General features: G+C 67.0%; 22 protein-coding genes. 15 read left to right on the top strand and 7 right to left on the bottom strand.

The window, feature by feature from the left end; all coding sequences use genetic code 11:
- Positions 1 to 45: 45 nt before the first annotated feature.
- Positions 46 to 930 (bottom strand): ROK family protein, encoded by an 885-nt coding sequence (locus KBY77_RS01445; RefSeq protein ID WP_255101832.1) that lies wholly within the window; start codon positions 928 to 930, stop codon positions 46 to 48.
- 16 nt (positions 931 to 946) lie between these two features.
- Positions 947 to 5,491 (bottom strand): translocation/assembly module TamB domain-containing protein, encoded by a 4,545-nt coding sequence (locus KBY77_RS01440; protein WP_255101831.1) that lies wholly within the window; start codon positions 5,489 to 5,491, stop codon positions 947 to 949.
- Between the two features lie 68 nt (positions 5,492 to 5,559).
- Here KBY77_RS01440 and KBY77_RS01435 point away from each other — a divergent pair, with 68 nt between their 5' ends.
- From KBY77_RS01435 to KBY77_RS01385, 11 genes are all read left to right on the top strand, one after another.
- On the top strand, positions 5,560 to 6,027 hold the full coding sequence (locus tag KBY77_RS01435; protein ID WP_255101830.1) for a Ycf51 family protein: 468 nt from the start codon (positions 5,560 to 5,562) through the stop codon (positions 6,025 to 6,027).
- Positions 6,027 to 6,416: a DUF4332 domain-containing protein gene (locus KBY77_RS01430; RefSeq protein WP_255101829.1), complete on the top strand. Its 390-nt coding sequence runs from the start codon at positions 6,027 to 6,029 to the stop codon at positions 6,414 to 6,416. Before KBY77_RS01435 ends, KBY77_RS01430 begins: the two co-directional genes overlap by 1 nt.
- Positions 6,417 to 6,547: 131 nt before the next feature.
- Entirely contained in the window at positions 6,548 to 6,811 is a 264-nt protein-coding gene (locus KBY77_RS01425) for a hypothetical protein (RefSeq protein ID WP_255101828.1), read from the top strand.
- A 36-nt stretch (positions 6,812 to 6,847) separates the two neighbouring features.
- Complete coding sequence (locus KBY77_RS01420; protein WP_255101827.1) at positions 6,848 to 8,392, top strand: CocE/NonD family hydrolase; 1,545 nt, start codon at positions 6,848 to 6,850, stop codon at positions 8,390 to 8,392.
- A 24-nt stretch (positions 8,393 to 8,416) separates the two neighbouring features.
- The gene (locus KBY77_RS01415; protein WP_255101826.1) at positions 8,417 to 9,133 is read left to right on the top strand and encodes a DUF3887 domain-containing protein; all 717 of its coding nucleotides are present in this window, start codon (positions 8,417 to 8,419) and stop codon (positions 9,131 to 9,133) included.
- Positions 9,134 to 9,189: 56 nt separating this feature from the next.
- Entirely contained in the window at positions 9,190 to 11,499 is a 2,310-nt protein-coding gene (gene glgB / locus KBY77_RS01410) for a 1,4-alpha-glucan branching protein GlgB (protein ID WP_255101825.1), read from the top strand.
- Positions 11,500 to 11,525: 26 nt separating this feature from the next.
- Positions 11,526 to 12,584 (top strand): uroporphyrinogen decarboxylase, encoded by a 1,059-nt coding sequence (hemE, locus tag KBY77_RS01405; RefSeq protein WP_255101824.1) that lies wholly within the window; start codon positions 11,526 to 11,528, stop codon positions 12,582 to 12,584.
- Complete coding sequence (locus KBY77_RS01400; protein WP_255101823.1) at positions 12,581 to 13,615, top strand: NAD(P)-dependent oxidoreductase; 1,035 nt, start codon at positions 12,581 to 12,583, stop codon at positions 13,613 to 13,615. The genes hemE and KBY77_RS01400 overlap by 4 nt, the downstream gene beginning before the upstream one ends.
- A gap of 82 nt (positions 13,616 to 13,697) precedes the next feature.
- On the top strand, positions 13,698 to 14,045 hold the full coding sequence (gene petE, locus KBY77_RS01395; RefSeq protein ID WP_399212078.1) for a plastocyanin: 348 nt from the start codon (positions 13,698 to 13,700) through the stop codon (positions 14,043 to 14,045).
- 111 nt (positions 14,046 to 14,156) lie between these two features.
- The gene (locus tag KBY77_RS01390; protein ID WP_255092748.1) at positions 14,157 to 14,498 is read left to right on the top strand and encodes a c-type cytochrome; all 342 of its coding nucleotides are present in this window, start codon (positions 14,157 to 14,159) and stop codon (positions 14,496 to 14,498) included.
- A gap of 136 nt (positions 14,499 to 14,634) precedes the next feature.
- Positions 14,635 to 14,919 (top strand): hypothetical protein, encoded by a 285-nt coding sequence (locus KBY77_RS01385; RefSeq protein WP_255101821.1) that lies wholly within the window; start codon positions 14,635 to 14,637, stop codon positions 14,917 to 14,919.
- On the opposite strand, the gene KBY77_RS01380 is transcribed toward KBY77_RS01385, so the two are convergent.
- Positions 14,880 to 15,086, bottom strand: a complete 207-nt coding sequence (locus KBY77_RS01380; RefSeq protein ID WP_255101820.1) for a hypothetical protein — start codon at positions 15,084 to 15,086, stop codon at positions 14,880 to 14,882. The genes KBY77_RS01385 and KBY77_RS01380 overlap by 40 nt on opposite strands.
- A gap of 36 nt (positions 15,087 to 15,122) precedes the next feature.
- On the opposite strand from KBY77_RS01380, the gene KBY77_RS01375 reads away from it, so the two are divergent.
- Entirely contained in the window at positions 15,123 to 15,437 is a 315-nt protein-coding gene (locus KBY77_RS01375; protein ID WP_255101819.1) for a hypothetical protein, read from the top strand.
- Positions 15,438 to 15,478: 41 nt separating this feature from the next.
- Here the strand turns inward: KBY77_RS01375 and KBY77_RS01370 are convergent, their stop codons facing one another.
- A complete protein-coding gene (locus KBY77_RS01370) occupies positions 15,479 to 15,946 on the bottom strand; it encodes a hypothetical protein (RefSeq protein WP_255101818.1) in 468 nt (155 codons plus the stop codon).
- A gap of 169 nt (positions 15,947 to 16,115) precedes the next feature.
- On the opposite strand from KBY77_RS01370, the gene clpB reads away from it, so the two are divergent.
- Positions 16,116 to 18,746, top strand: coding sequence for an ATP-dependent chaperone ClpB (gene clpB, locus KBY77_RS01365; RefSeq protein ID WP_255101817.1), 2,631 nt, complete (start codon positions 16,116 to 16,118; stop codon positions 18,744 to 18,746).
- Between the two features lie 89 nt (positions 18,747 to 18,835).
- On the opposite strand, the gene KBY77_RS01360 is transcribed toward clpB, so the two are convergent.
- A complete protein-coding gene (locus tag KBY77_RS01360; RefSeq protein WP_255101816.1) occupies positions 18,836 to 19,471 on the bottom strand; it encodes a hypothetical protein in 636 nt (211 codons plus the stop codon).
- Positions 19,472 to 19,897: 426 nt separating this feature from the next.
- On the opposite strand from KBY77_RS01360, the gene KBY77_RS01355 reads away from it, so the two are divergent.
- Complete coding sequence (locus tag KBY77_RS01355) at positions 19,898 to 21,295, top strand: tetratricopeptide repeat protein (protein WP_255101815.1); 1,398 nt, start codon at positions 19,898 to 19,900, stop codon at positions 21,293 to 21,295.
- Here KBY77_RS01355 and KBY77_RS01350 read toward each other — a convergent pair.
- Positions 21,255 to 22,493: a glycosyltransferase gene (locus KBY77_RS01350; protein ID WP_255101814.1), complete on the bottom strand. Its 1,239-nt coding sequence runs from the start codon at positions 22,491 to 22,493 to the stop codon at positions 21,255 to 21,257. The two genes, KBY77_RS01355 and KBY77_RS01350, sit on opposite strands and share 41 nt — an antisense overlap.
- Positions 22,494 to 22,574: 81 nt before the next feature.
- Here KBY77_RS01350 and KBY77_RS01345 point away from each other — a divergent pair, with 81 nt between their 5' ends.
- Positions 22,575 to 23,717 (top strand): hypothetical protein, encoded by a 1,143-nt coding sequence (locus KBY77_RS01345; protein ID WP_255101813.1) that lies wholly within the window; start codon positions 22,575 to 22,577, stop codon positions 23,715 to 23,717.
- A gap of 68 nt (positions 23,718 to 23,785) precedes the next feature.
- Here the strand turns inward: KBY77_RS01345 and KBY77_RS01340 are convergent, their stop codons facing one another.
- Positions 23,786 to 23,932, bottom strand: coding sequence for a hypothetical protein (locus KBY77_RS01340; protein ID WP_255101812.1), 147 nt, complete (start codon positions 23,930 to 23,932; stop codon positions 23,786 to 23,788).
- Positions 23,933 to 24,072 lie beyond the last annotated feature (140 nt).

Here is a 24,072-nt window from a genome sequence, read left to right as displayed (position 1 = left end):
CCATCATTTCAGCCGCACCGGCTGTTCCAGCAGCACCGAGCTGGCTCAGGCCGGTAGAGCATCTATGGCCAGCCGCACGGCCCCCAGCCGTCCGGCGCCGTTTCCGAGGGCGCAGCGGCGAATCTCCAGGCCCTGGCGGCTCTCCGGCAGCACCCGCTCCTCCACCTCCCGCCACACCGCCGGCAGGAAGTGGTCGCTGGCGGCACTGAGGCCGCCGCCGATCAACACAAGCTCCGGTGTGAGCACATAGAGCAGCGAACTGAGGCCGATGCCCAGCCAGCGGCCGTAGCGCTCCCACACTGCCTGCGCCTCGCCATCCCCGGATTCGGCGCGGCGGCAGAGCTCGGCCGGGTCCAGCGGGCTCAGCCGCCCCAGCCCCGTGATGCTGCAGAACTGCTCGAGCGAGCCCCGGTTGCCGCTGCGGCAGGGCGGACCGTCCGGATCCACGCCGATCAGACCGGGCTCGATCGCCGCTCCGTCGCGGCCGGTGAACAGCTGGCCTCCCAGCAGGGCCGCGCCGCCCACGCCCGTGCCCAGGGTGAGCAGCAGCACGTCGCTCCGGCCGCGGGCCGCGCCCAGCCAGGCCTCCCCCAGCAGGGCGCAGTTGGCGTCGTTGGCCAGGACGACCCGTCGGTCCAGCTGGGGCTCCAGCCAGTCGGCCAGGGGAACGTTGTGCCAGCCGGGCAGGTTGATCGAGACCCGTGCAACCCGGCCGCTGCGGTCCATCGGTCCGGGCAGGCCGATCCCAACCCGACCGGCCAGGCCAGCAGGGTCCACGGCCGTGATCGCCTCCACCAGTGCCGTGCAGACCGCACCGGGCAGGGCTGGCCGGGGGGTGGGGCATTCCAGTTCGGCCAGGCAGGCGCCGCTGGCATCGAAGCGGCCGAGCTTGATGGCGGTGCCCCCCAGATCCACGCCGATCAGTTCCATCCTTGAGTGGGCTCCTTCAGAAGCGGAAGAACAACTGCAGCTGGCCCTGCCAGCGCCCTTCGGTGTCGAAGGATCCCTGCAGGCCCAGGGTGTCACTGGCCTGGTAGCGCAGGGTGAGCTGGGGAGGGATATCGGTGCGGTTCGGGGCCGCCAGCACGGAGAAGTTGAAGCGCTCGGTGATGTCGAGGCCCAGCTCCGAGCCCAGCACCAGCTGGGCCGGCGCGCGCCGCGACTCCCGGCGGGAGCCCGAGGCGTTGCTGCCCACCTCGTTCACGGAGGGGGAGAAGAAGGTGGGGAACAGGGAGAAGCTCACCCGCTGGCCGAAGACGTTGCTCAGGGTTCCCACCAGGGGTGAGAGCAGCGACTGGCCGAAGACCGTGGCCAGGGCCGCCGTGGCGTTGCCGCCGCTCAGTCCGGCCAGGGAATTGCCGCCGATCAGGGCCACCAGCCGCTCCTCCGGCAGGGGAGGGGAGCTGCGGATGGTGAGCGATTCGGCGATCCGATCGGCAGGGCCGCTGACGGTCACCACCACCCTGACCAGGTTGAGCTGATCGAGCGGGGTGTAACCACCACGCAGGTCGAAGTCGTTGAAGGCTTCGCGGCCCTGGCCCACCTTGAGCGTGTTCGAGACCCGGGTGCGCAGGGCGATGTCCACGTAGGGGATCAGGCCGAGGCTCGGTGTGAAGACCGCCACGTTGGGGGCGTCGGGATCGAGGGTGAAGTTGGTGGTGAACAGGCTCAGACGACCACCGAGCAGCCGCACCACGCCGCTGGCGCTGAGGCTGGGGTCGATGCGGCCGTTGAGGGTCAGGGTGCCGCCCGTCTTGAAGCTGGCCACCGGCGGCACCACCACCTCCAGATCGGGGCCGAGCTTGAGGCGCAGATTGCTCAGGCGCAGCAGGGGGACCCGGGGGATCGAATCGCGCAGGTCCAGGGCAGTGTCGCTCTCCACCTCCGGCCCCAGCAGCAGCAGGGGCTTCTCGAAGTTCCACGACTCCTCCACCAGCCGCCGGGCCTGCTTCGGCTGGATGACGCCGTTCTCATCCGCCTGGGCCAGGGTGCCGGGCTGGCCGTTGATCGTGCCTCTGCTCAGGCTCAGCTCGCCACTGAGCAGCGGCTGCAGCAGGCTGCCGCGCAGGGCCAGGCTGCCATTGGTGAGGGCGTTGAGGCGGGGCGCCTTGATCCGGGCGTCCTTGACAGTGAGGTTGAGGGGTTGGCGCTGGGGAATGTCGCGGAACAGCCCGAGGCCGCCGCTGCCATCGAGTTCCCCCTGGCTGCCCATGCGGGCCTTGAATTCCTGCACCAGCAGCTCCTCGAAATCGAACAGCACCGTGGCCTGGAGCTGGCTGATCTCCTGACCGGCCACCACCAGTTCGCCATCGCGGAAGCGCAGGAAGCCATTGGCCAGCGGCTTGAGCAGGCTGCCCCGCATCAGCAGCTCCAGATCGGCGCTGCCTTTGCGCCACTCCAGCCCACGCCCCACCAGGGTGCTGATGAAGCGCAGGCCGTCGCCGCGGCTGGAGAGCCTCAGCTTCAACCCCTCCTGAGTGGGATCGAGAGGGACGGTGCCGCTGAGGGCGACGCGGCTGTCGGCCCCTTCACTGCTGAGGGCGGCAGACAGAGCCAGGGCATCCCCATCCAGGCTCACCGTGGCGTCCTCGAGCCGCAGCGGAATCCCGTTCAGGCTGGCGTCGATCAGGCTCAGGCTGGTGCTGAAGGCGCTCTTGCGCGAGGCCGATCCCAGCTGGTAGGAGCCCTCCAGATTGAGCCCCCCCCGCAGGCTGCTGGGTACTGGCGTGGCCAGGGCCAGCAGGGCCAGAGGAAGGTTCTCGAGGCTGAAGCTCCCCTTCCCGCCCCGGATCGGTCCTTCCAGCCGCACCTGGAAAGGATCGAGCCGCAGGGCCTCGTCGCGGTCATCGGCCCGCAGCCAGAGGTGGCCCTTGGCGCCCAGATCCAGGTTGAGGCGTTCCAGATCGGGGCCGGCCAGGCTGATGTCGAGATCCACCAGACCGCGCAGGTCCTCGAGCCGTGTCCGTGATCCGGCTGTGGTGGGGCCACGGAAGTCCGCCAGCCGGGCCTGGGCCGCGCGCAGAGCCTGAAGCTGGCCATCGATCGTGCCGCCCAGGGTGTCGATCACGAGGGTGCCCAGGTCGCTGGCCTTCCCCCTGGCCAGGGGGCTGCCGCCCCTCCAGATCGTGAGTGCCTGGGCCAGCTCCTGGAAGAGTTGCAGCGGCAGTCCTCGCCCCTCGATGCGGCTGCGCAGGCGGCCCTTGCGTTCGCCATCGGCGCTGAGGGCCACCGTTCCACCGGCCAGGGGCGTGAGCTCTCCCTTGAAGTTGAACTGGCCTGCCGTATAGCGGCCTGAGGCGGTGAGCCGCTGTCCGCGCACCCCCAGCAGCAGGGGACGCTCCACGGCCACGCTGCCCTCCATCGCCAGGGGCTGGAGATCGAGAATTCCCTTGCCGCTGAGCAGTCCGTCGAGGGCCCTGGGCCTGGAGGAACCACCAACGGCGAGCTGCAGGCCCACGAGGGGAAAGCGGCTCGCCTGCCAGCGGTAGCGGCGCGCATCGCCGCTGAAGCTCAGAACCCCTTGCTGGCGGCGCAGCTCCACCTGGCTGGGCAGCCAGGACCGGTTCAGCCGGGCCGTCAGGCTGCCCTGCTGGGCCGGGGCCAATGCCGTCATGGCCAGATCGCCGCCACCGCCGCTGCGGGCGGTGAGCCGACCTTCCCAGGTTTCCAGCAGTTGCAGGGGGCCGCCACCGGGCTGACGCACCGACAGCCAGAAGTCGGGGCGCAGGGCTGCCAGGGGGCCACTGAGGCGGCCCCTGGCGCTGAGATCTCCCTGGAGCGTGCTTCCCAGCAGGGGGCCGAGCCGGGCCAGGGCGTAGGGCCTGAGCTCCAGGTTCAGGCCCAGATCGCCTGCCACCAGGCCCCGCCGGCGCTGCCAGCGCAGCGGAAGGCTGCCATCGCCGCTGAGTTCCGGACTCTCGAAACGGAGCAGCCGCAGCTGGTCATCGGACCAGGCCAGATCGGCGCTGGCGGCACCCAGCAGCAGGGTGTCCTGCAGGCGCAGACCGGAGGGGGCCGTCAGCCGCGCCTGAATGCGGCCGAGGGGACCAGCCCGGCTGTCGCTCGGCCCCGCACTGGCCTGGACGTTGAGCAGGGTGCTCCCCTGCCTCTGAAAGCTGGCGCTCAGGGTCGGCTGCCGCAGGGTTCCAGCCAGGAGCAGGCCGCCATCCAGCCAGGAGCTGCTACCCAGCAGGGCCTGGGCCGCGGCTCCGGCCGGCTGCCAGAGGGAGGGATGGAGCCGCAGCCGCTCGCTGCGCACGTCGAGCTGGGGCCAGATCTGACCCTTGGCCGTGATCTCGGAGCGGCCGGAGCGCAGGCGCAGGCTGTCGAGCCGCAACTGGAGGCTGCTGCGCCAGTCGGAGCGGATCAGGGCGTTGAGTTTGAGCGGTTGGGGGCTGGTGGGGGTGCCCTTGCCGAGGGGGATGTGGCCATCGAGTGCCAGCAGCGGCTGGCGCCAGGGCCCGCTCACCCCCAGGCCGAGCCGGTCGCCGCGCTGGGGATCGCTGGCGCTGAAGCGCAGATCGAAGCGGCTTCCAGGTACCAGGGAGCCCTTGACCGTGCCGCGCCAGTTCGCCATCTGCCAGGGATCCCCCTCCAGCTGGATCTCCTGCCCGCGGCAGCCAACGGTCAGGCGTCTGGCCTGAAGCGGCGCCGGCAACAGCGGATCCCGCAGCTCCAACTGCCCGATGCGCAGCGAACCCCGGCAGCTGGTGCTGCCACGGCGGCGATCCAGCTCCAGACGGCCGTCGGCGGTTCCCTTCAGCGACTGCTGGCGCGGAGGACGGCCACGGGGAATGAAGGAGACCAGCGGCGCCAGGTCCCAGCGCCGCAGGTCGAGGCCGAGCTTCACCGCGCCACTGCGCCAGTTGGCCGAGCCGCGCGCCAGGGCGCGGCCGTTGCCGGCCCTTTCCCTGGCGGTGGCGCGCCAGTCGACGCTGCGGTTGTGGATCCTCACCCCGGCTCTGCCCTGCAGCTTCAGGTCGAGAGCGCTGGAGCCCAGCTGCAGGCGGGCGGGCTGCTCCAGCAGGATCTTGAGAGTGAGTCTGGGCGGGGGCTTGTCTCCAGCCGGCCCGAACACCCAGAGCTGCCCCTGGGCGTTGGGGATCAGGCTGAGCTGGGCGCCCCTGGGCCGCAGCTCCAGCACAGGCGCCCGCTCCACCAGGCTGGCCAGGGGATCCAGGTTCACCCCAATCCCGTCGAGGCGCAGGTTGGAGCGCTCGGCAGGTCCGCTCAGGACACGGCTGGGGCCGATGCTCAGCCCCCAGGGTCTGAGGCCTTTGTAGGGACCGAGCTGGACTGGGTGGCCCAGCCCCCGTCCGATCAGCACCTGCAGCCTTGGCCGCCAGCTGTCGTAGACCCGGCGAGCCAGGTGATCGGACCCCCACCAGGCTCCCGCCAGACCTGCGCTTCCCCCGAGGGCGGCAGCCAGCAGCAGTCGTTGGCGGCGACTCCGGGACTGGGTTCCCGTTTCAGGCGAAGGCGGGGACCCCATCGGCTCGTCGCTGTCACCGCCTGAGGTCGCCGCAATATAAAGGGGTTCCCCCTGTTGCTCCAGCCGTCATGCCCGTCGATCCGCTGTCGCTCAAAGCCGGGCTCTGGCTGGGGGCCGCCAGCGGCGCGCTGGCGGTGTGGATGGTGCTGGCCTTCGTCATGGGCTGGGGCTTCCGCTTCCGGCTGGTGGGTGTCACCAGCTTCACGGCCCTGCTCTCGCTCTCCTGTCTGGCCTTCGCCATCAGCTACTCGCCACGCACCCAGGTGGAGGGGGCTGTGACCGTGCCGGTGGTGTTCGACAACGGCAGCAACCTGGTGATCGCCGCTGCGACGGCTGATCTTCCTGCCGAGGCCTATGCCCCCACGGTGGAGCAGCTGGCCCTCAACCTGCGCAGCAGCGGCCGCAGCAGCGCCGATGGGCTGGTGCATGTGCGCCTGCGGCGGGTCGAGTCAGCCGGGGCCGGCGTCAGTCGGCCGGTGGTGCTGGCGGAGGCCACCCGCAGCCTCGATGACGGCGCGGTGAAGGTGCTGCGTTGATGCTGGTTCTTCCCTCCCACTTCAGCGCTGAGCAGAGCCAGCTGAGCCTGGCCGGCCTGAAGGACTGGCCGGCGCTGGCCGCCCAGAGCGATCTGGCCCTGCGGCGCCTGGCCCGCTGCGGCGCTTCGGAGCAGCGACTGATCAAGCTGCGGGGCCAGGCACGCCTGATCAGTGAGCTCGGTCTGGCGCCTGAGCAGGCCGCTCTGCTCCTCTATGCGGGCATCGCCAGTTCGGCCGGGCTGGCCGAGGCATCGCCCCAGCAACTGTTGCGCCAGCTGGGCCGGCTGCAGCGCTCTTTGACCGGATCCGCGCTGCCGTCGCCCGATGCCACCCAGGTGCGCGCCTGGATCGCCGCGGCACGGCGGGCCACCGGTCGCCCACCAAACTGACCAGGACTGCTCCAACCGGTCTCACGGAGACCGTCAAATGGATGGATCACCCCTGCGGTGGACGGTCCTTGCCTGTTTTCTCCCTTTTCTCTCATCCACGTCAACGCTTGCCCTTACTCCGTCAGCTCGCCGTGGCTGCTCTGGCCGGTCTGATCGGTGCCGGTCTGCCGCTCACCCCCCTCCAGGCGGCCTCACCGCTGCTGGAGTCGGTCAAGCAGAACCCGCAGCTGGCCAAAAGGATCTGCGCCGATCTGCGCCAGCTCAACAGCCGCGGCGTCAGTTCCAATTCGCCGGAAGCGGTCGCCATGGTGGCCCGGAGCCAGGGGCTGAGCTCCACCGACGCCGAGATTCTCACCACCTATGTGGTCGGGCTTCACTGCCCTGACGTGCGCTGAGTCGCTGCGCTGGAAACCGAGCTTCTCGAGGAGTGGATGCCCTGCCCCGACGGGGTGCGGCTGGCGACCAGGGTCTGGAAACCGACGCGGCCCGGACGCTGGCCGCTGCTGCTGATGCGCCAGCCCTACGGGCGGGCCATCGCCTCCACCGTGACCTATGCCCATCCGCGCTGGTACGCCAGCCAGGGCTATGCGGTGGCCGTGCAGGACGTGCGCGGCCGGGGTGATTCCACAGGCGAGTTCAGGGGCTTTGCCCAGGAGGCGGCCGATGGCGCCGTGGCCCTGGCCTGGGTGCGCAGCCTTGCCTACGTCAACGGCCGGGTGGGGACCTACGGCTTTTCCTATCAGGGACTCACACAACTGCTGCTGAGCCCCGGCAGCCCCCTGCCCGATGCCCTGGCTCCGGCGATGGCGGGCCTGGATGAGCGGCTGCACTGGGCCAGCGAGGGGGGCGCCCACTGGTGGGCCCTGGGCCTGGGCTGGGCGCTGCAGCTGGCGGCTGAAAAGATGCGCCGCGCCGGGGATGAGAACGCCTGGCGTCGCCTGCGCCTGAGCCTGGAGGGGGGCACGTTCCTGCGCGATGGCCTGGCGCTGCTGGAGCAGCACGATCCAGGCGGGATGGGGCTGGGCTGGTTGCGGCTGGATCCCGCCAGCCCCGCTGGCTGGAGGCGCCATCAGCCGCCGGAGGGTCTGTTGCGCCAGCCGATGCTGCTGGTGGGTGGCTGGCACGATCCCCACCTGGGCGGGGTGCTGGATCTGCGGGCCCGCGCCCAGGCCGCCGGCGCCGATCCCTGGCTGCGGATCGGCGCCTGGAGTCATCTGAACTGGGGCGGAGGCATCGATCGCCTGCAGCTGGCCTTCTTTGACCGGCACCTGCGGGACAGGCACGGCCTGGAGGCCCATCGGCGCGAAGCGGTGGCGGATCTCGGCGCTGGCACATGGCGGGACCTGGCGGCTGGCTGCGCTGAGCCGCGCCAGTGGGTCCTGCGCAGCGAAGGGCTGGCCGCGATCGATGCCGGCGAGGGCCGCCTGCTCGCTGGCGGCGAGGGCGGCGGTGTCGTCTGGCTGGTGCATGACCCCTGGCGGCCGGTCCCCGGCCGGGGTGGCCATCTGGGCCTCGATGCCGGCCTGGTGGACCGCACCGATCTCGATGCCCGCGCCGATGTGGCCTGCTTCACCACCACGCCCCTGGCCGAGCCGCTGCTGCTGGCGGGGCGAGCGGAACTGGAGCTGGAACTCAGCGCTGACCAGGACGGTTTCGATCTCTGTGGCGCCCTCTCGGTGATCCGCCAGGGCAGTGTCTGGCAGCTGAGCACCGGGGTGCTCCGGGCGCTTGGCCCCCACTGCCGCCGCCGTCAGCGCTGGCGCCTGAACCTGCAGCCCCTGGTGGCCAGCCTGGCTCCCGGCGAGCAGCTGCGGCTGTCGCTGGCGGCAGCGGCCTGGCCCCAGGTGTGCGTGAACCCCGGCAGCGGCGAGGCCCCCCTGGGACCGGTGGGCCCCGGCCACCGGGTGATCACCCTGGAACTGCAGCTGACTGAGGCCTGGCTGCGCCTGCGGCCGTTTGATTCTCCGGCAGACTGAGCCGACCTCAACGCCCGCACCTCCGTGAACCTGCGCGTCCCTCTGCTGGCGATGGCCCTGGCCTGCGGACTGCATGGAGGCGGTGCACTGGCCACCTCCGCGCTGCAGCCCGCCCAGGCCAGAGCAGCCGGGCAGGTGTTGCTCGATGCCCTCAAGCGCCAGGACAGTCAGGCCGTGTATGAGCTGCTGGCTCCTGATCTGCAGAAGCTGACCACGGTTGAGCGGGTGCGGGAGCGCCTGCAGCAGCAGGGGACCATCCTCGGCAGCCGCATCACCGAGGTGTCGACGGGGGTGGATGACAGCACGGTGGAGGCTGAGCTGAGGGGAACCAGCGGCAGCCGGCCCCTGGTGCTGGTGCTCGATGGCCGGGGTCGTCTGCTGGGCTGGGAACTCGATCAGCACGACAAGCCGATCAAGCAGATCGCCACCAACTTCATCACGGCCCTCAGCCAGGGCCGGGTGGTGGATGCCCGCAGCCTGCTGATCCGGAGTCTTCAGGACGAGATCACTCCCCAGGATCTGCTCAACCGCTGGAAGAATCTCGAAAAACTCACCGGTACATTCCAGCGCCTGCGCTCGACCGTGGTGGCCAGTGAAGGGGGACCCCAGCAGCTGGTGCTCGTCACCACCCAGTTCCAGAGGGTCACCGACAACCTCTTCGTGATCCTTGATCCCGAGGGACACATCATCGGCGTCGATTTCCCTGAAGATCCCGCCCAGCCCGGCACCCCCTTGCCCTGAGCGATGGGGCCCCAGGATCGGCCGGCCTAAGCTCCCGTTCCGCGTGCCGATGCTCGATGCCCTCCACCAGCCTCGAATGGATGGTCCAAGACGGCCAGAGGCTTCAGGACTGCCGGCACGACCATCCGTTTGCCGTGCTCGGACCCCATCCCCATGGCGATGGCTGGGTGGTCCGGGCCTGGATGCCGGAGGCAAGCCAGGTGGACCTGGTGCTCGATGGCCGCGCCCTGCCGATGGCCACGCCCAACCACCCCTGGATCTTTGAAGTCGAGCTGGGCGAGGACCCGGGCCGCCGCTACGAGTACCGGGTGCAGCGGGGGGGCATCGAGCACCAGCAGCACGACCCCTGGGCCTTCCGTGAGGAGTGGATGGGGGAGCTCGACCGCCATCTCTTCGCCGAGGGGAACCACCATCACATCTGGCGCCGTCTCGGCGCCCACCCCTGTGAGCGCGAGGGCATCGCCGGCGTGCAGTTCGCGCTCTGGGCTCCCAATGCCCGCAGCGTGGCGCTGCTTGGTGGTTTCAACAGCTGGGATGGCCGCCATCACCCGATGCAGCTGCGCATCGGGGGGATCTGGGAACTGTTCGTGCCCGGGCTGAGCACCGGAACCATCTACAAATATGAGGTGCGCTCGCCCGAGGGCCACTGCTATCAGAAGGCGGATCCCTACGGCTTCCAGCACGAGATCCGCCCCCAGACCGGCTCGGTGGTCGCCCAGCTGGGTCAGTACCGCTGGGGCGACCAGGCCTGGCTGGCGGAGCGTGACAGCCGCGATCCCCTCGATCAGCCGATCTCGGTTTATGAGTTGCATCTGGGCAGCTGGATGCATGGCCCGACCGACCAGCCCTACATCGAGGCCGATGGCAGCCCCAGACCGCCCGTGGCGGCCGCCGACCTCAAACCCGGCGCGCGCCTGCTCACCTATCCCGAGCTGGCCGACCGGCTGATCCCCTATGTGAAGGAGCGGGGATTCACCCATCTGGAGCTGATGCCGATCGCCGAGCATCCCTTCGATGGCTCCTGGGGTTATCAGGTGACGGGCTTCTACGCCCCCACCAGCCGCTTCGGCCCGCCGGATGAATTCCGTGCCTTCGTGGATCGCTGCCACGCCGAAGGTCTCGGGGTGATCCTCGACTGGGTGCCTGGCCATTTCCCCAAGGACAGCCACGGCCTGGCGTTCTTCGATGGTTGCCACCTCTATGAGCATGCCGATCCCCGCATCGGCGAGCACAAGGAGTGGGGCACGCTGATCTTCAACTACAGCCGCAACGAGGTGCGCAACTTCCTCGTGGCCAACCTGGTGTTCTGGTTCGAGGAGTTCCACATCGACGGCATCCGGGTGGATGCGGTGGCCTCGATGCTCTACCGCGACTACCTGCGCCCCGAGGGCGAATGGCTGGCCAACGAGCACGGCGGCCGCGAAAACCTCGAGGCGGTGCGCTTCCTGCAGCAGGCCAATTCGGTGCTGTTCCATCACTTCCCGGGTGCCCTCTCGATCGCCGAGGAATCCACCACCTGGCCGATGGTCACCAAGCCCACCGACATGGGTGGCCTGGGCTTCAACCTCAAGTGGAACATGGGCTGGATGCACGACATGCTCGATTACTTCGAGCTGGATCCCTGGTTCCGCCAGTTCCACCAGAACAATGTCAGCTTCTCGATCATGTATCACTACACCGAGAACTTCATGCTGGCACTCAGCCACGACGAGGTGGTGCATGGCAAGAGCCATCTGTTGCACAAGATGCCTGGTGACGACTGGCAGAAGTTCGCGAATGTGCGTGCCCTGCTTGCCTACATGTGGACCCACCCGGGCAAGAAGACGATCTTCATGGGCATGGAGTTCGGCCAGCGTTCCGAATGGAACGTCTGGGGCGATCTGCAGTGGGACCTGCTGGAGTTCGAGGCCCACCAGGGACTGCGCAACCTGGTCGACGACCTCAATCGCTTCTACCGCGAGGAGCCGGCCCTGTGGAGGGACGATTTCGACCACTACGGCTTCCAGTGGATCGATTGCAGCGACAGCCGCCATTCGGTGATCAGCTTCATGCGCCGCGAGAGCCGCACCGGCAGCTGTGTGGTGGTGGTGGCCAACTTCACGCCCCAGAGCCACTCCCACTACAGGATTGGGGTGCCGATGGAGGGCTACTACGCCGAAGTCTTCAACACCGACAGCAGCCGCTACGGCGGCAGCAACCTCGGCAACCTGGGGGGCAAATTCAGCGAGGAGTGGGCGGTCCATGGCTACGACCAGTCGCTCGACCTCTGCCTGCCGCCCCTGGGCGTGCTGGTGCTGAAGCTCGACCCCGTTCGCAGCCAGGCCCTCTGTGACGAAGCCGCCGAAACGGGTGGGGCTCTCGGGTAGGTTCGCCCCTGGCATTCCCTTCACCCATGGCCGACTCGCTCCCCCTGCTGCTGCGCGCCGCCCGAGGTGAGCAGGTGGAGCGTCCACCGGTCTGGATGATGCGCCAGGCCGGGCGCTACATGAAGGTCTACCGCGACTTGCGCGACCGACATCCCGGCTTCCGGGAGCGCTCGGAGCAGCCCGATCTCTCCTATGAGATTTCGATGCAGCCCTATCGGGCCTTTCAACCCGATGGGGTGATTCTCTTCTCCGACATCCTCACGCCCCTGCCGGGAATGGGGATTGATTTCGACATCATCGAGAGCAAGGGGCCGATCATCGATCCGCCGATCCGCAGCCTGGCCCAGGTGGAGGCGCTGCGGCCCCTGGATGCGGCGGCTTCGCTTCCGTTCGTGGGCGAGGTGCTGGGCCGGCTGCGCCAGAGCGTGGGCAACGAGGCGGCGGTGCTGGGCTTCGTGGGTGCCCCATGGACCCTTGCCGCCTATGCGGTGGAGGGCAGGAGCAGCAAGAACTACGCCGTGATCAAGGCGATGGCGTTCCAGGAGCCGGCGCTGCTGCATCGCCTGCTGGCCCATCTGGCCGATTCGATCGCCGCCTACGTGAGCTATCAGATCGAGAGCGGTGCCCAGGTGGTGCAGCTGTTCGATTCCTGGGCCGGTCAGCTCAGCCCGATCGACTACGACGTGTTCGCCGCTCCGTATCAGAAACGGGTGGTGGATCAGGTGAAAGCGAAGCACCCCGACACCCCGCTGATTCTCTACATCTCCGGCAGCGCCGGTGTGCTGGAGCGGATGGCCACCACCGGCGTTGATTTCATCTCGCTCGACTGGACCGTGGACATGGCCGACGGCTGCGCCCGCCTGCCCCAGCACCTCGGGGTGCAGGGCAATGTGGATCCCGGTCTGCTCTTCGGCACCCCGCAGGCGATCCGCGAGCGCATCGTCGACACCGTGCTCAAGGCCAGGGGCCGCCGCCACATCCTCAACCTCGGCCATGGGATTCTGCCGGGCACGCCCGAGGAGAACGCCCGGGTGTTCTTCGAGGCCGGCAAGTCGGTGAACGAGCTGCTGGGTGCAGCTGTTTGAGCGGTCCTCAGAGCGGCCTCCTTAGCGGCAACGGCCGTCCGGCCCGCATCCTGATCACCGGAGCGAGCGGCTGCGTCGGTCAGGCCATCGCCGAGCAGCTGCTGGCCAGCTCCGATGCCGAGCTGCTGCTCTGGCTGCGGGATCCCGCCAAGCTCACGGCCGTGCCCAGGCAGCATCCGCGCATCACCCTGCTGGTGGGCGATCTGCGTGATCAGGCGCCCCACGCCGCAGAGATCGCCTCGGCCACCCGGGTGATCCACACCGCCACCGCCTGGGGAGACCCGGAGCGAGCCCAGCAGGTGAACGTGGTGGCCGTCAAGGAGCTGCTGAGCCGGCTCGATCCCGAGCGGCTGGAGCAGATCATCTATTTCTCCACCGCCAGCATTCTCGATCGCCAGCTGCAGCTGCTGCCGGAAGCGGCTGCCTACGGCACCGAGTACATCCAGACCAAGGCCCTCTGCCTGCAGCAACTGGAGAGCCATCCCCTGGCCGAGCGGATCGTGGCGGTCTTCCCCACGCTGGTGTTCGGCGGCTCCGTGGGACCTGGCGATTCCCACCCCACCAGCTATCTCACGGCGGGCCTGAAGGAGGCGGTGCGCTGGCTGTGGCTGGCGAAGTGGCTGCGGGCCGAGGCCAGCTTCCACTTCATCCATGCCGCCGACATCGCCCTGGTCTGCGCCCATCTGGCCCTGAACCCTCACCAGCCCAATCCAGAGCCGAATCAGGGGCCGGTGCGCCGGCTGGTGCTGGGGCAACCGGCGGTCACGGTCGATGACACGGTGAGCCGCCTCTGCCGCTGGCGCCGCAGCTGGAGGCCGCCGCTGGGGCTGTCGCTGAACGGCTGGTGGATTGAAGCCCTGATCCGCGTACTGCCGATCGAGGTGAACGCCTGGGATCGCTTCAGCATCCGCCAGCGCCATTTCGTTCATGAGCCGGTGAGCCCGCCGGAGCGCTTCGAGCTGGTGAGCCATGCCCCTTCACTGGAGGCGGTGTTCGAGCTGGCGGGGCTGCCCCACCGCGGGGCTATCTGAAGACGTCTTAAAGTTTCATCAGTGTTAGGAAAACCTGATGGTCCAAGCTCTGCAGGCCTCCGCGGCGCGTCTGATTCAGGCCATGGCCGCTTCTGCCCTGCTCGGGGCGCTGCTGGTGCTGGTGAGCTTCAGTTCGGTCCTGCCGGCTGAGGCCGCCACCGTTGAGGTGAAGCTCGGCACCGACGCCGGCATGCTGGCTTTCGAGCCCAGCGTGATCACGATCAGCAAGGGGGACACTGTCCGCTTCGTGAACAACAAGCTGGCCCCCCACAACGCCGTCTTCGATGGCCACGATGAACTCAGCCACACCGACCTGGCCTTTGCGCCGGGTGAAAGCTGGGATGAAACCTTTGATCAGGCCGGCAGCTACGACTACTGGTGTGAGCCCCACCGCGGTGCCGGCATGGTGGGCAAGGTGATCGTGGAGTGAGGCACCTGGTGCTCAGTGACGAGATTGTTTCATCCACTCCCGCAGCCGGCGCTCGGCCGGCTCTGGGACTCTATTTTTGACGGGTTGCCCGCTCCATTGCTCGCCTCCCTGATGCGTCGCCTGCTTTCATTCTTCGCCGTCTGCCTGGCCCTGCTGCTGGGAGCCGCTCCCAGCTTCGCCGCCGACGCCGCCCATGGCGGGCAGATCTTCTCTGCCAACTGCGCCGCCTGCCACATGGGCGGCGGCAATGTGGTGAACGCCGAGCGCACGCTCAAGGCCGAAGCGCTCGAGGCCTATCTGGCCAACTACAGCAGTGACCACGAATCGGCCATCGCCTATCAGGTCACCAACGGCAAGAACGCCATGCCTGCCTTCGGTGGCAAGCTCAGCGAAACCGACATCGCCGATGTGGCCTCCTACATCGAGGAAATGGCTGCCAAGGGCTGGGCCTGATCAAGGTCCTTCAGCTCTGGTTTCCATTCACCACCCCTGCCCAGGGGTGGTTTTTTTGTGGTTTGTGTTCGCTCGCTGGTCAATCCCGCTGGGCAAGGCGAGGCTGGGTTCGACCGACGCGACGGTGGCTATGTCGATGGAGCAGCTGCGGCGGCTGGTGGCCGACGCCGAGCGGCAACCGAGGCTGAGGGCCCTGCTGCGGCTGACAGATCAGGAGCGGCCCTGGCAGCGGCTGATCGAGCGCGCCAGAACCTTGGGTTACCCGATCGAGTGGGCCGACCTGGAGCAGGCCAGTGCGGCGGAAGCTGCCTCCAGGTTCCTGGACCAATCCAGGATTGCCCCTGTGGCCGATCTGCTGGGCTCAGTGACCGGACGGAGGGCTCAGCTGAGCGAACGGCGCCTGGAGAGCACCTCGAGGTAGAGGTCTTCGGGGACGTCGCGGATGTCGTACTCGCTGGGCAGCACGCCGTGGGCATGACGGTGCACCACCAGCCAGCAATTGCGCTCCGGATCCCTGCTGGTGCCCTCGAAGTCGCGGGATTCCTGCGCCAGGCGCAGCACCAGGGCCTCCCTCTCCTCGTTGCTCATCCCTACTCTGGTCCCGTGGCCTGACGTGGCGACATCATGGCAACTGCACGGCAACTGCACGGATGGGGGGCTTGCCTGGCAGTGCTGCCCCTGATGCTCGGCGCCGCCGTTTCCGCCCAGCCCCAGCCCCTGGCGGTACCGCCCCTTTCCACCACGCCATGGCCGCCGCGTGCCGCCTGCAAGCGTTTGGTGCCGCTGAAGGACTCGGTTCTGCAGCCGCTGCGGATCGAGCCGCAGCAGGTTCAGCGCAAGAACGCCGGCGGTTGTCTTTCAGCGGCGGATGCGCTGTACGGCGCCGATGGCTGTCCGCTCAGGCTTTGCCCGCGGGCGCTGCCGAACCTGGACCTGTGACTCTGATCCGGGTCAGCTGCTGATCTGCTTGCGGCCCGGTGTCAGCGGCAGCCGAACACTGAAATCGTGTAACTGAAGCCGGTGGCGTTGGCGTTGTAGCCCGAGCCCACCTTGACATTCACCTGGCTGACGAGTTTGCCGGCAGGAGGGTAGAAGGGGCCGAACTGGCGAAACAGGCCCGGCGGGGCATCCAGGGTTTCATTCACCACCTGCAGGTTGGTGCCGTCGCTGAACTTGAGATAGGCCTGAATGGGATAGGGCCCACGCTCGGTGGAGGTGGATTTGAAGTTCACCTTGTAGCTGGAGTAGGCCCGGCTCACCGTGAAATCGGTGTTGAAGTTGGTGCGGCCGAAGGGAAACACCAGGGGGCCGTTCAACTGGATCGACTTGCTGACGCTGGTGCCTCCCCCCACGGCCGGCAGATAGGTGCAACTGGCGGCTGCAGCGCCGGGGGCCAGGCCCGCGCCCAGCAGGGAGAGGGCCGCCAGCGCGGCAAGGGGCCTGGTCATCGGCATCGGCATGGGCATCGAGCAGGGGTGAGGCATGGGAGTGAAGTTAAGGACAGGCCCGGCCGGCGCCGTTCGGTTGATTCGCCAATTGTTTCGGCCTGCCCATCCTGTGCTGGCCGGCCAGTTGTTCATAGCGTCGATTCAGATCTGATCAGAGAGGAGAACAGGCATGCATCCCACCGCCGAAGCATTCACGGAGAAGGCCTGGGGAGCCATCGTGGCCGCCCAGCAGCTGGCCCAGCAGCGCCGGCAGCAGCAACTGGAGAGTGAGCACCTGTTCGCCAGCCTGCTCAGCCAGCCCGGACTCGCCAGCCGCATTCTCGAGAAGGCCGGCGTGGATGTGGCGGCTCTGAGCCAGGCGGTGGAGGCCTTCCTCTCACGCCAGCCGAGCCTGGGCGCGGCGCCCGAGAACGTGTTTCTGGGCAAGGGGCTCAACAGCGTGCTCGATCAGGCCGAGCAGCTCAAGGCCAGCTACGGCGACAGCTTCATCTCGATCGAGCACCTGCTGCTGGCCCTGGCGATCGATGACCGCTGCGGCAAGCAGCTGCTCTCCCAGGCCGGCACCAACGCTGACAAACTCAAAGATGCCGTGAAGGCCGTGCGTGGCAACCAGAGCGTGACTGACCAGAACCCCGAAGGCACCTACGAATCCCTGGAGAAGTACGGCCGCGATCTCACCCAGGCCGCCAAGGACGGCAAGCTCGATCCGGTGATCGGCCGGGATGAGGAGATCCGCCGCACGATCCAGATCCTCTCGCGCCGCACCAAGAACAATCCGGTGCTGATCGGTGAACCCGGCGTGGGCAAGACCGCGATCGTTGAGGGCCTGGCCCAGCGGATCGTGAACGGGGATGTGCCCCAGGCCCTGCAGAACCGCCAGCTGATCGCCCTCGACATGGGCGCCCTGATCGCCGGGGCGAAGTATCGCGGTGAATTCGAGGAGCGGCTCAAGGCCGTGCTCAAGGAGGTGACCGAAAGCGAAGGTCAGATCGTGCTGTTCATCGACGAGATCCACACGGTGGTGGGGGCCGGCGCCGCCGGCGGCTCGATGGATGCCAGCAACCTGCTCAAGCCGATGCTGGCCCGCGGCGAACTGCGCTGCATCGGTGCCACCACCCTCGATGAGCACCGCCAGCACATCGAGAAGGATCCCGCGCTGGAGCGGCGCTTCCAGCAGGTGTTCGTGGATCAGCCCACGGTGGAAGACACGATCTCGATCCTGCGCGGCCTCAAGGAGCGCTACGAGGTGCACCACGGTGTGCGCATCGCCGACAACGCCCTGGTGGCGGCGGCGGTGCTCTCCAGCCGCTACATCGCCGATCGCTTCCTGCCGGATAAGGCGATCGACCTGATGGATGAATCAGCGGCGCGGCTGAAGATGGTGATCACCTCCAAGCCGGAGGCGATCGATGAACTCGACCGCCGCATCCTGCAACTGGAGATGGAGAAACTTTCGCTGGGGCGTGAATCCGATTCCGCCAGCAAAGACCGGCTGGAGCGCCTGGAGAAGGAGCTGGCCGACCTGAGTGAGCAGCAGAGCACCCTCAATGCCCAGTGGCAGCAGGAGAAAGGGGCGATCGATGAACTCAGCGCCATCAAGGAGGAGATCGAGCAGGTGCAGCTGCAGGTGGAGCAGGCCAAGCGCCAGTACGACCTCAACAAGGCCGCCGAGCTGGAATACGGCACCCTGGCGGAGCTGAACAAGAAGCTGGCGGCCAAGGAGGCCGAGCTCAACGCCGGCGACGGCGAAAAAACGCTGCTGCGCGAGGAGGTGACGGAGGACGACATCGCCGAGGTGATCGCCAAGTGGACCGGCATCCCCGTGAGCCGGCTGGTGCAGAGCGAGATGGAGAAACTGCTGCATCTCGAAGATGAGCTGCACACCCGCGTGATCGGTCAGGAGCAGGCGGTGACAGCCGTGGCTGATGCGATCCAGCGTTCGCGCGCCGGGCTCAGCGATCCCAACCGGCCGATTGCTTCGTTCCTGTTCCTTGGCCCCACGGGTGTGGGCAAGACGGAGCTCTCCAAGGCCCTGGCCGCCCAGCTGTTCGACAGCGACGACGCCATGGTGCGCATCGACATGAGCGAATACATGGAGAAGCACGCCGTGAGCCGCCTGATCGGAGCGCCTCCGGGCTATGTGGGCTACGAGGAGGGCGGCCAGCTGACCGAAGCGGTGCGGCGCCGGCCCTATGCGGTGATCCTGTTCGACGAGGTGGAGAAGGCCCACCCCGATGTGTTCAACGTGATGCTGCAGATCCTCGATGACGGCCGCGTCACCGACGGGCAGGGCCGCACGGTGGATTTCACCAATACGGTGCTGATCCTCACCAGCAACATCGGCAGCGCCTCGATCCTCGATCTGGCCGGCGATCCCGCCCGCCACGGCGAGATGGAGCGGCGGGTGAATGAGGCCCTGCGCGGCCACTTCCGGCCCGAGTTCCTCAACCGGCTGGATGAATCGATCATCTTCCACTCGCTCAGGCAGGAGGAACTGCGCCAGATCGTGGAGCTGCAGGTGCAGCGGCTGCGCCAGCGCCTCGAAGACCGCAAGCTGGGCCTGGAGCTGAACGGCGAAGCGCTCGACTGGCTGGCCGGCGTGGGCTACGACCCGGTGTATGGCGCCCGGCCGCTGAAGCGGGCGATCCAGCGCCAGCTGGAAACCCCGATCGCCAAGGCGATCCTGGCCGGCACCTTCCCCGAGGGCAGCACGATCGCGGTGGACGTGGAGGCTGCAGCGGAGCCGCCGCGGCTGCGCTTTCAGCAGGCCGAACCGGCACGGTTGCCGGTGCTGGTCTGAATCCGGCGCTGATCTGAGGCCAGAAAAAACCCCCTGCCGGAGTTCTCCGGCAGGGGGCATGCAACTGAGTCTGAAAGGAATGGAATGACTCAGCCCTTGTTCTTGAACAGATCGATCTGATCCGGGTCGTTGGCGAAAGGATCGACGATTTCGGTCTGGCCACCGATGTCGAGAATGTCGGGAGACGAGAGAACCTGGGGCTCGGAACCGACCAGATCGGAGAATCTGGAGGTTGGCTCAGCGCCACCAAAGATCACAGCATCTTTTCCTTTCGGACCCTTGGAGGTGGTGGCTTCAACGCCCAGCCCGATCGATTCTGGAGCACCAAAAAGAGTTGCACTGCTTGCACTCGAACCTGCTGGAGAATTCCGATTGAACTGGCTGAATGCGTTGTCATAAATTCTGAGTGCCCTGTCTACCGACTGGGCACGCCCTCCTGAGCCACCGGTTCCTACAGTGCCATCACCATCGGGATCGACGGCTTTGATGAAATCCTCGCGGGAAGGGACTCCCGGTCCGAAGATTTCAAGTTCTGCGCCAAGGTTGTCGTTGAAGAATTGATCAAGACGATCCAAGCGCCTTTCAACTTGCTGAACCCTTTGGCCTCTGTTGCCGGAGCCAATTCTCCCATCGCCGTCCGGGTCGAGACTTGAGGTGAATATTTCCTTGAAGTCTTCCCAGTTGTCAAGATAACTCCCAGAGAGGGTGGTGGTGGTAGCAGCCATGGCTTAATTTGGTTGTGAGTGAATTGATTTGATTATTAATTGAGAAGGGAGAGTTGAATCAAGCCGTTTGAAGCATCAGCGGAATGCGAAGAAGCAGCCAACTCCCTTGGAGCCGTGGCGAAAACTTAGCAGACAAATCCTGTGCGAGCTTCTGTCCAGGAATTCTTCTGGACTTCAGCTTTGAGACTGCCGACGCAAGCTCTGGGACTTGTATGTAGTGGAAGCCACATGGTTTTGGCATTCATGTAGCGCCAGCGACGAAACTTCCCCTCCGCCATCGATTTTGACCTAGCCAGCTTAATACAGTTTACAAACAAGATAAGGACTACTTATCAAACAATTGCTCTGGCCTCGGCTCGGTTTCGTCGGGGTTCTCAGACATCCAATTTCCCGCTCGCTACTGTCCATGCCTTCAGGCGAGGAGTCTTGGTTCAGCGCGCCACTGATGGTTCCCGACAGGGCCCGCTGCAGCAGGCTCGCCGTTGTGAGCTGCGCCATGACTGGATCGGTGCCGCTGCTGCCTATGCCCAGCTCCAGGCCCAGCACCCGGCTGATCCAAGGCCTCTGATCAACCAGGGGCATGCCCTATGGCAGGCCGACCTGCCCGCTGCAGCCCTTCGTTGTTATGGCCGTGCCCTGCAGCTGGAAGCGAGCCATCCGCTGGTGCTCTGCGGCCTGGGCCATTGCTGTCTGGACCTGCGTGAGTTCGAGGCTGCCGAAGGCCATTACGCCCAGGCCGATGGCCCCCAGGCGCGCTGGGGTCGCAGCCAGGTGCTGATCGGGCTGGAGCGCTACGGGGAGGCCTACCTCGATGCGGAAGACCGACGCCTGCTCTCGGATTGGACCCCGTTTCTGCCAGGGCCCTGGTGGGGGGGGCATCTGAGCCTCGACGCTCTGGATCCTGCTGCTGATCTGGTGGTGTGGAGCGAGCAGGGTTACGGCGACACGCTCCAATACCTGCGCTGGCTGCCGGCCCTTGCCGATCGCCGCGACCGCCAGGCGGAGGCGCTTGGATGCCGCAGCACCCCGATCACCGTGGCTGTGGAAGCCAACCTGGTGCGCCTGCTCTCGGAGGGGCTGGCCTGGCTGGATACGCCTCCGCGGGTGCTGGCCAAAGCCGAAGTCCTCCAGACGGCTGACCACGGCGTGCCGCACGGACCGTTGATGAGCCTGCCCCACCAGCTGGGCGGGGCACCCCTGCCCGTCCCCTGCATGGGTGAAGGTTCCAACCGGTTTGCGTTGCACTCCCCGCTCTGGGGTGATGCTAGCGGGCGCGGCGGGGCGGTGTTGCTTCCAGCAACCGATTCCACTGAGGCAACCAGCCATCCAGCCGCACCCCGTGTCGGGCTGGTGTGGGCGTCGGGTCGCAAGATCGACGATCCCTTCACCCACAGGGAATACCGCAAACGATCCCTGCCGCCGGCCGCGCTGCTGCAGTTGCTCGAGGGGTTGCAGCAGGCCGGAGCCCAGCTGATCTCCCTGCAGTACGGCAACGATGAGCAGCAGGCGGCGGCGCTGGGGTTCCCGTTGCCATTACCCCGTCTTGGCCTGGGAGATTTCGCCGCCACTGCCCGGGTGGTGGCCCAGCTCGACCTGGTGATCAGCGTGGATACCGCCATGGCCCACCTGGTGGGTGCGATGGGCGCGCCGGGCTGGGTGTTGCTGCCCTGGAGCGCCGATCCACGTTGGTTGCGGGACCGCAGTGACAGCCCCTGGTATCCGAGCCTGCGCTTGTTTCGCCAACCCAGCACGGGATCCTGGCGGCAGGCGATTGATGGCCTGCTCAGGGCTTACCACGGGCAGTTTGGAGCAGACGCAGGCTGATCAGCCAGTCGTGGAAGCTGCGTTGGCCTTTGTCGTGGCGAAAACGGCTCAGAATCGTTTGACGGGCCGCTGTGCCGAGATGACGGTGGGCGGGCGGATCGCGCAGCACGCCATCGATCGTGGCCACCAGCCTGTCGAGATCGTGAAGCGGAGCCAGCAGGCCATTTTGTTGGTGCTGGATCACCTCTCGCACAGGGGCGGTGTCGGAACCAACCACCACAGCGGCGCAGGCCATGGCCTCCAGCAGGCTCCAGGAGAGCACGTAGGGGTGGGAGAGGTAGGCATGCACCGTGGTCACCTGGAGCAGGGCCGTGAGTTGCTCGGGTTCCAGCAGTCCCAGGGCGTGGAAGCGGTCGGGATCAAGGCTGGAGCCCAGTTGCTCGCGCATCTCGCCGAGATAGCCGAGCGGATGGGGGCTGGGGGGGCTGTAACTGTGGCCGTCGCCGCCCACCACCACCACCTGCAGGCGTGGGTGGGCCTGCAGCAGGGGCGGCAGAGAACGCATGAAACGACAGAAGCCCCGCAGGGGCTCGAGGCTGCGGCTCACAAAGGTGAGCACGAGATCGTCTGAGCCCAGCTCCAGGTCGTGGCGCGCCTGGATGCGGCGACCCGGCTGGGGAGCGTTGCGTCGGGTGTCGACTCCTTCATGGATCACCTGCAGCCGGCCTCGCCAGGGTGCGGGAAAGCTGTTGCGCTGGAACAGGGTGGGGGTCCAGAGCGCGTCGGCGTCCGCCAGGGCCGCCAGGGCCAGCAGGTTCTGGCGCCTCAGCAGGCGCAGGCGCTGGTCTGTGGGCGGGGGCGCATCGGGATCGTCGAGCTGGAGGAGGGCGGGTTGGCCATAGAGCTCGGGATAGGCCAGCAGCAGAGCGTCTGGCCAGAGATCACGCAGGTAGAGACCCTCTCCCCAGCCGCTGTGGACCACCACCACATCGGGCTTGACTCCCTGATGGCTGAGGGTCTGGCCTAGTTCAGCCACCCGTTCGGCGCGGATCAGGCTGACTTCCAGCTGTGGATCACTGAGGCCGTCAGGCAGGTCTTCGGGCCTGGGGTCGTCATAGAGGTGATGGCGGCAACCCTCAGGACTCGCTCGGCCCGGGGAGGCACCGATGCCATGCACCTCATGGCCCCGGCTGATCAGGTCAGCCACGAAGCTGCTGAACTGTGCCGGAAAGGCCTGGTGGATGAAGAGGATCTGCATCCGCTGCGGCAGCCTTCGCGACAAAGGAATCTTGTCCGGAATCGGTAAAGTCCGCCCAACATCCCGTGATTTCGCCGGTCCATGCCTTTCCTTCGCCGCCTGCTCGGCCGCAACAATGGCCATGGGTCCGATCACCACGTCGGTGCGATCGCCCCGCCTGCGGTGCCAGCGGCCCCCGTGGTGAACCGGCTGGTGAACACCCTCGCCCAGGACGAGGAGCTGCTGCCGGTGCCGGTGGTGGCCTGGTCGGTGCGGCGTCTGCAGGCCATTTTCAGCCAGCTGCAGCAGGCGCCGAATCAGCAGGCGCTCGAAGACGCCCAGGCGGCACGCATGTGCTTCACCCGTTTCTGGCTCTCGGCGCCGCTGGATCAGCTGGAAACGCTCTACGCCGGCCCGATCGGCCAGGCCTATCGGCTGATGCTCAGCGGCGTCCTGCCGGCCCTGCCCCTGAATGCCGACGACGAGCGCTGGAAGGCAGCGCTGTCCCAGAAGCTGCTCAAGGCGTTCGGCAGTCACGAAACCACCAATCTGCTGCTGGCGGTGCTTCCCTATTACGACCTCAACGCCATGCGGGTGGCTGATCCGCTGCGTCAGGTGCCGGAATGGTTGCAGCGGGATTATGCCGAGCGCTGTGATCCCCAGCTGCTGGACACCCTGAGGCAGCAAGCGGCCTCACGCCAGCCGGCATCGTCAGCGGGCCCTGCTCTGCTGGCCCCCTCGGAGGCCCAGCCAGCCCCTCGCCCTTCGAATCAGACCCTGCCGGTGCTGGGCGAGCTGCGGGGCGAGGCGGGCATGGCATTGATTCAGAACAACGAATTCCTGGGACGGATGAGTGGATTGATCAACCTCTACGCCATTGATCCAGGCGACGCCGAGCTCAAGCAGGAACTCTCGGGTCTGCGGCGTCAGGTGGCCCAGGTGTGGCTGGATGTGGATACCCCCCAACTCGAAGCGCTCTACCGCACCCCGTTCGGGCAGCTCACCCAGAACCTGATCGCCTCAGGATTTTGCCGGGAGCCCCTGCCCCCCGAAGAGGAAGCGGCCCGTCGCCAGTTGGGGCTGATCGTTTCAGAACTGAGCCATGCCAGGGCGCTCAATGCCCTGGTGGCTGCCTTGATGTATTACCCCCCCAGCAAGGTGAACGTGGCTGGAGTTGAGCGGTCCCTGCCATCCTGGTTGGTGAAGGAGCTGACCACGTTGAAGACTCGATCGGCTTCCAGTTGAGATATCTGCCGGCTTCCAGTTGAGAAATCGGCCTCTGTCTCTGTCTCTGATTCATGAGTGAATCTGATTCACTCATGAAACTCCCGCCAAACCAGCCAGTAGGCCAGATAGGCAACCAGCGGTGTGAGCAGCAGCGGGGTGAGTGCAAGCAGACCGATGGTTTGCACTCCCCACAGCGCCAGACCCAGGCAGATGGCCAGATAAGCCAGCAGCATGAACAGAAGCAGAACGCTCCTCTGCCGCATGCGGGAGCGGAATCTGTGCAGCCATACCTGCACGACAACCTTGCGGCGTTTCTCAGGAGGTAGATAGCGCGACCAGTCTGCAGGCGCTGGCTTTGATCTGCGCTTCGGCA

The sequence above is a fragment of the Synechococcus sp. Cruz-7E5 genome, from assembly GCF_024345995.1.
Classification (GTDB): Bacteria; Cyanobacteriota; Cyanobacteriia; order PCC-6307; family Cyanobiaceae; genus Regnicoccus_A.
Note: the sequence above shows the minus strand (reverse complement) of the source record. Positions and strands in the feature narration are given on the sequence as shown.

Bases quoted from the DNA above. Each gene is read 5' to 3' on its own strand.
- KBY77_RS01445 (WP_255101832.1), bottom strand. From the start codon at position 930: ATGGAACTGATCGGCGTGGATCTGGGGGGCACCGCCATCAAGCTCGGC.
- KBY77_RS01440 (WP_255101831.1), bottom strand. From the start codon at position 5,491: ATGGGGTCCCCGCCTTCGCCTGAAACGGGAACCCAGTCCCGGAGTCGC.
- KBY77_RS01435 (WP_255101830.1), top strand. From the start codon at position 5,560: ATGCCCGTCGATCCGCTGTCGCTCAAAGCCGGGCTCTGGCTGGGGGCC.
- KBY77_RS01430 (WP_255101829.1), top strand. From the start codon at position 6,027: ATGCTGGTTCTTCCCTCCCACTTCAGCGCTGAGCAGAGCCAGCTGAGC.
- KBY77_RS01420 (WP_255101827.1), top strand. From the start codon at position 6,848: ATGCCCTGCCCCGACGGGGTGCGGCTGGCGACCAGGGTCTGGAAACCG.
- glgB (WP_255101825.1), top strand. From the start codon at position 9,190: ATGCCCTCCACCAGCCTCGAATGGATGGTCCAAGACGGCCAGAGGCTT.
- hemE (WP_255101824.1), top strand. From the start codon at position 11,526: ATGGCCGACTCGCTCCCCCTGCTGCTGCGCGCCGCCCGAGGTGAGCAG.
- petE (WP_399212078.1), top strand. From the start codon at position 13,698: ATGGCCGCTTCTGCCCTGCTCGGGGCGCTGCTGGTGCTGGTGAGCTTC.
- KBY77_RS01390 (WP_255092748.1), top strand. From the start codon at position 14,157: ATGCGTCGCCTGCTTTCATTCTTCGCCGTCTGCCTGGCCCTGCTGCTG.
- KBY77_RS01385 (WP_255101821.1), top strand. From the start codon at position 14,635: ATGGAGCAGCTGCGGCGGCTGGTGGCCGACGCCGAGCGGCAACCGAGG.
- KBY77_RS01380 (WP_255101820.1), bottom strand. From the start codon at position 15,086: ATGAGCAACGAGGAGAGGGAGGCCCTGGTGCTGCGCCTGGCGCAGGAA.
- KBY77_RS01375 (WP_255101819.1), top strand. From the start codon at position 15,123: ATGGCAACTGCACGGCAACTGCACGGATGGGGGGCTTGCCTGGCAGTG.
- KBY77_RS01370 (WP_255101818.1), bottom strand. From the start codon at position 15,946: ATGACCAGGCCCCTTGCCGCGCTGGCGGCCCTCTCCCTGCTGGGCGCG.
- clpB (WP_255101817.1), top strand. From the start codon at position 16,116: ATGCATCCCACCGCCGAAGCATTCACGGAGAAGGCCTGGGGAGCCATC.
- KBY77_RS01360 (WP_255101816.1), bottom strand. From the start codon at position 19,471: ATGGCTGCTACCACCACCACCCTCTCTGGGAGTTATCTTGACAACTGG.
- KBY77_RS01350 (WP_255101814.1), bottom strand. From the start codon at position 22,493: ATGCAGATCCTCTTCATCCACCAGGCCTTTCCGGCACAGTTCAGCAGC.
- KBY77_RS01345 (WP_255101813.1), top strand. From the start codon at position 22,575: ATGCCTTTCCTTCGCCGCCTGCTCGGCCGCAACAATGGCCATGGGTCC.
- KBY77_RS01340 (WP_255101812.1), bottom strand. From the start codon at position 23,932: ATGCTGCTGGCTTATCTGGCCATCTGCCTGGGTCTGGCGCTGTGGGGA.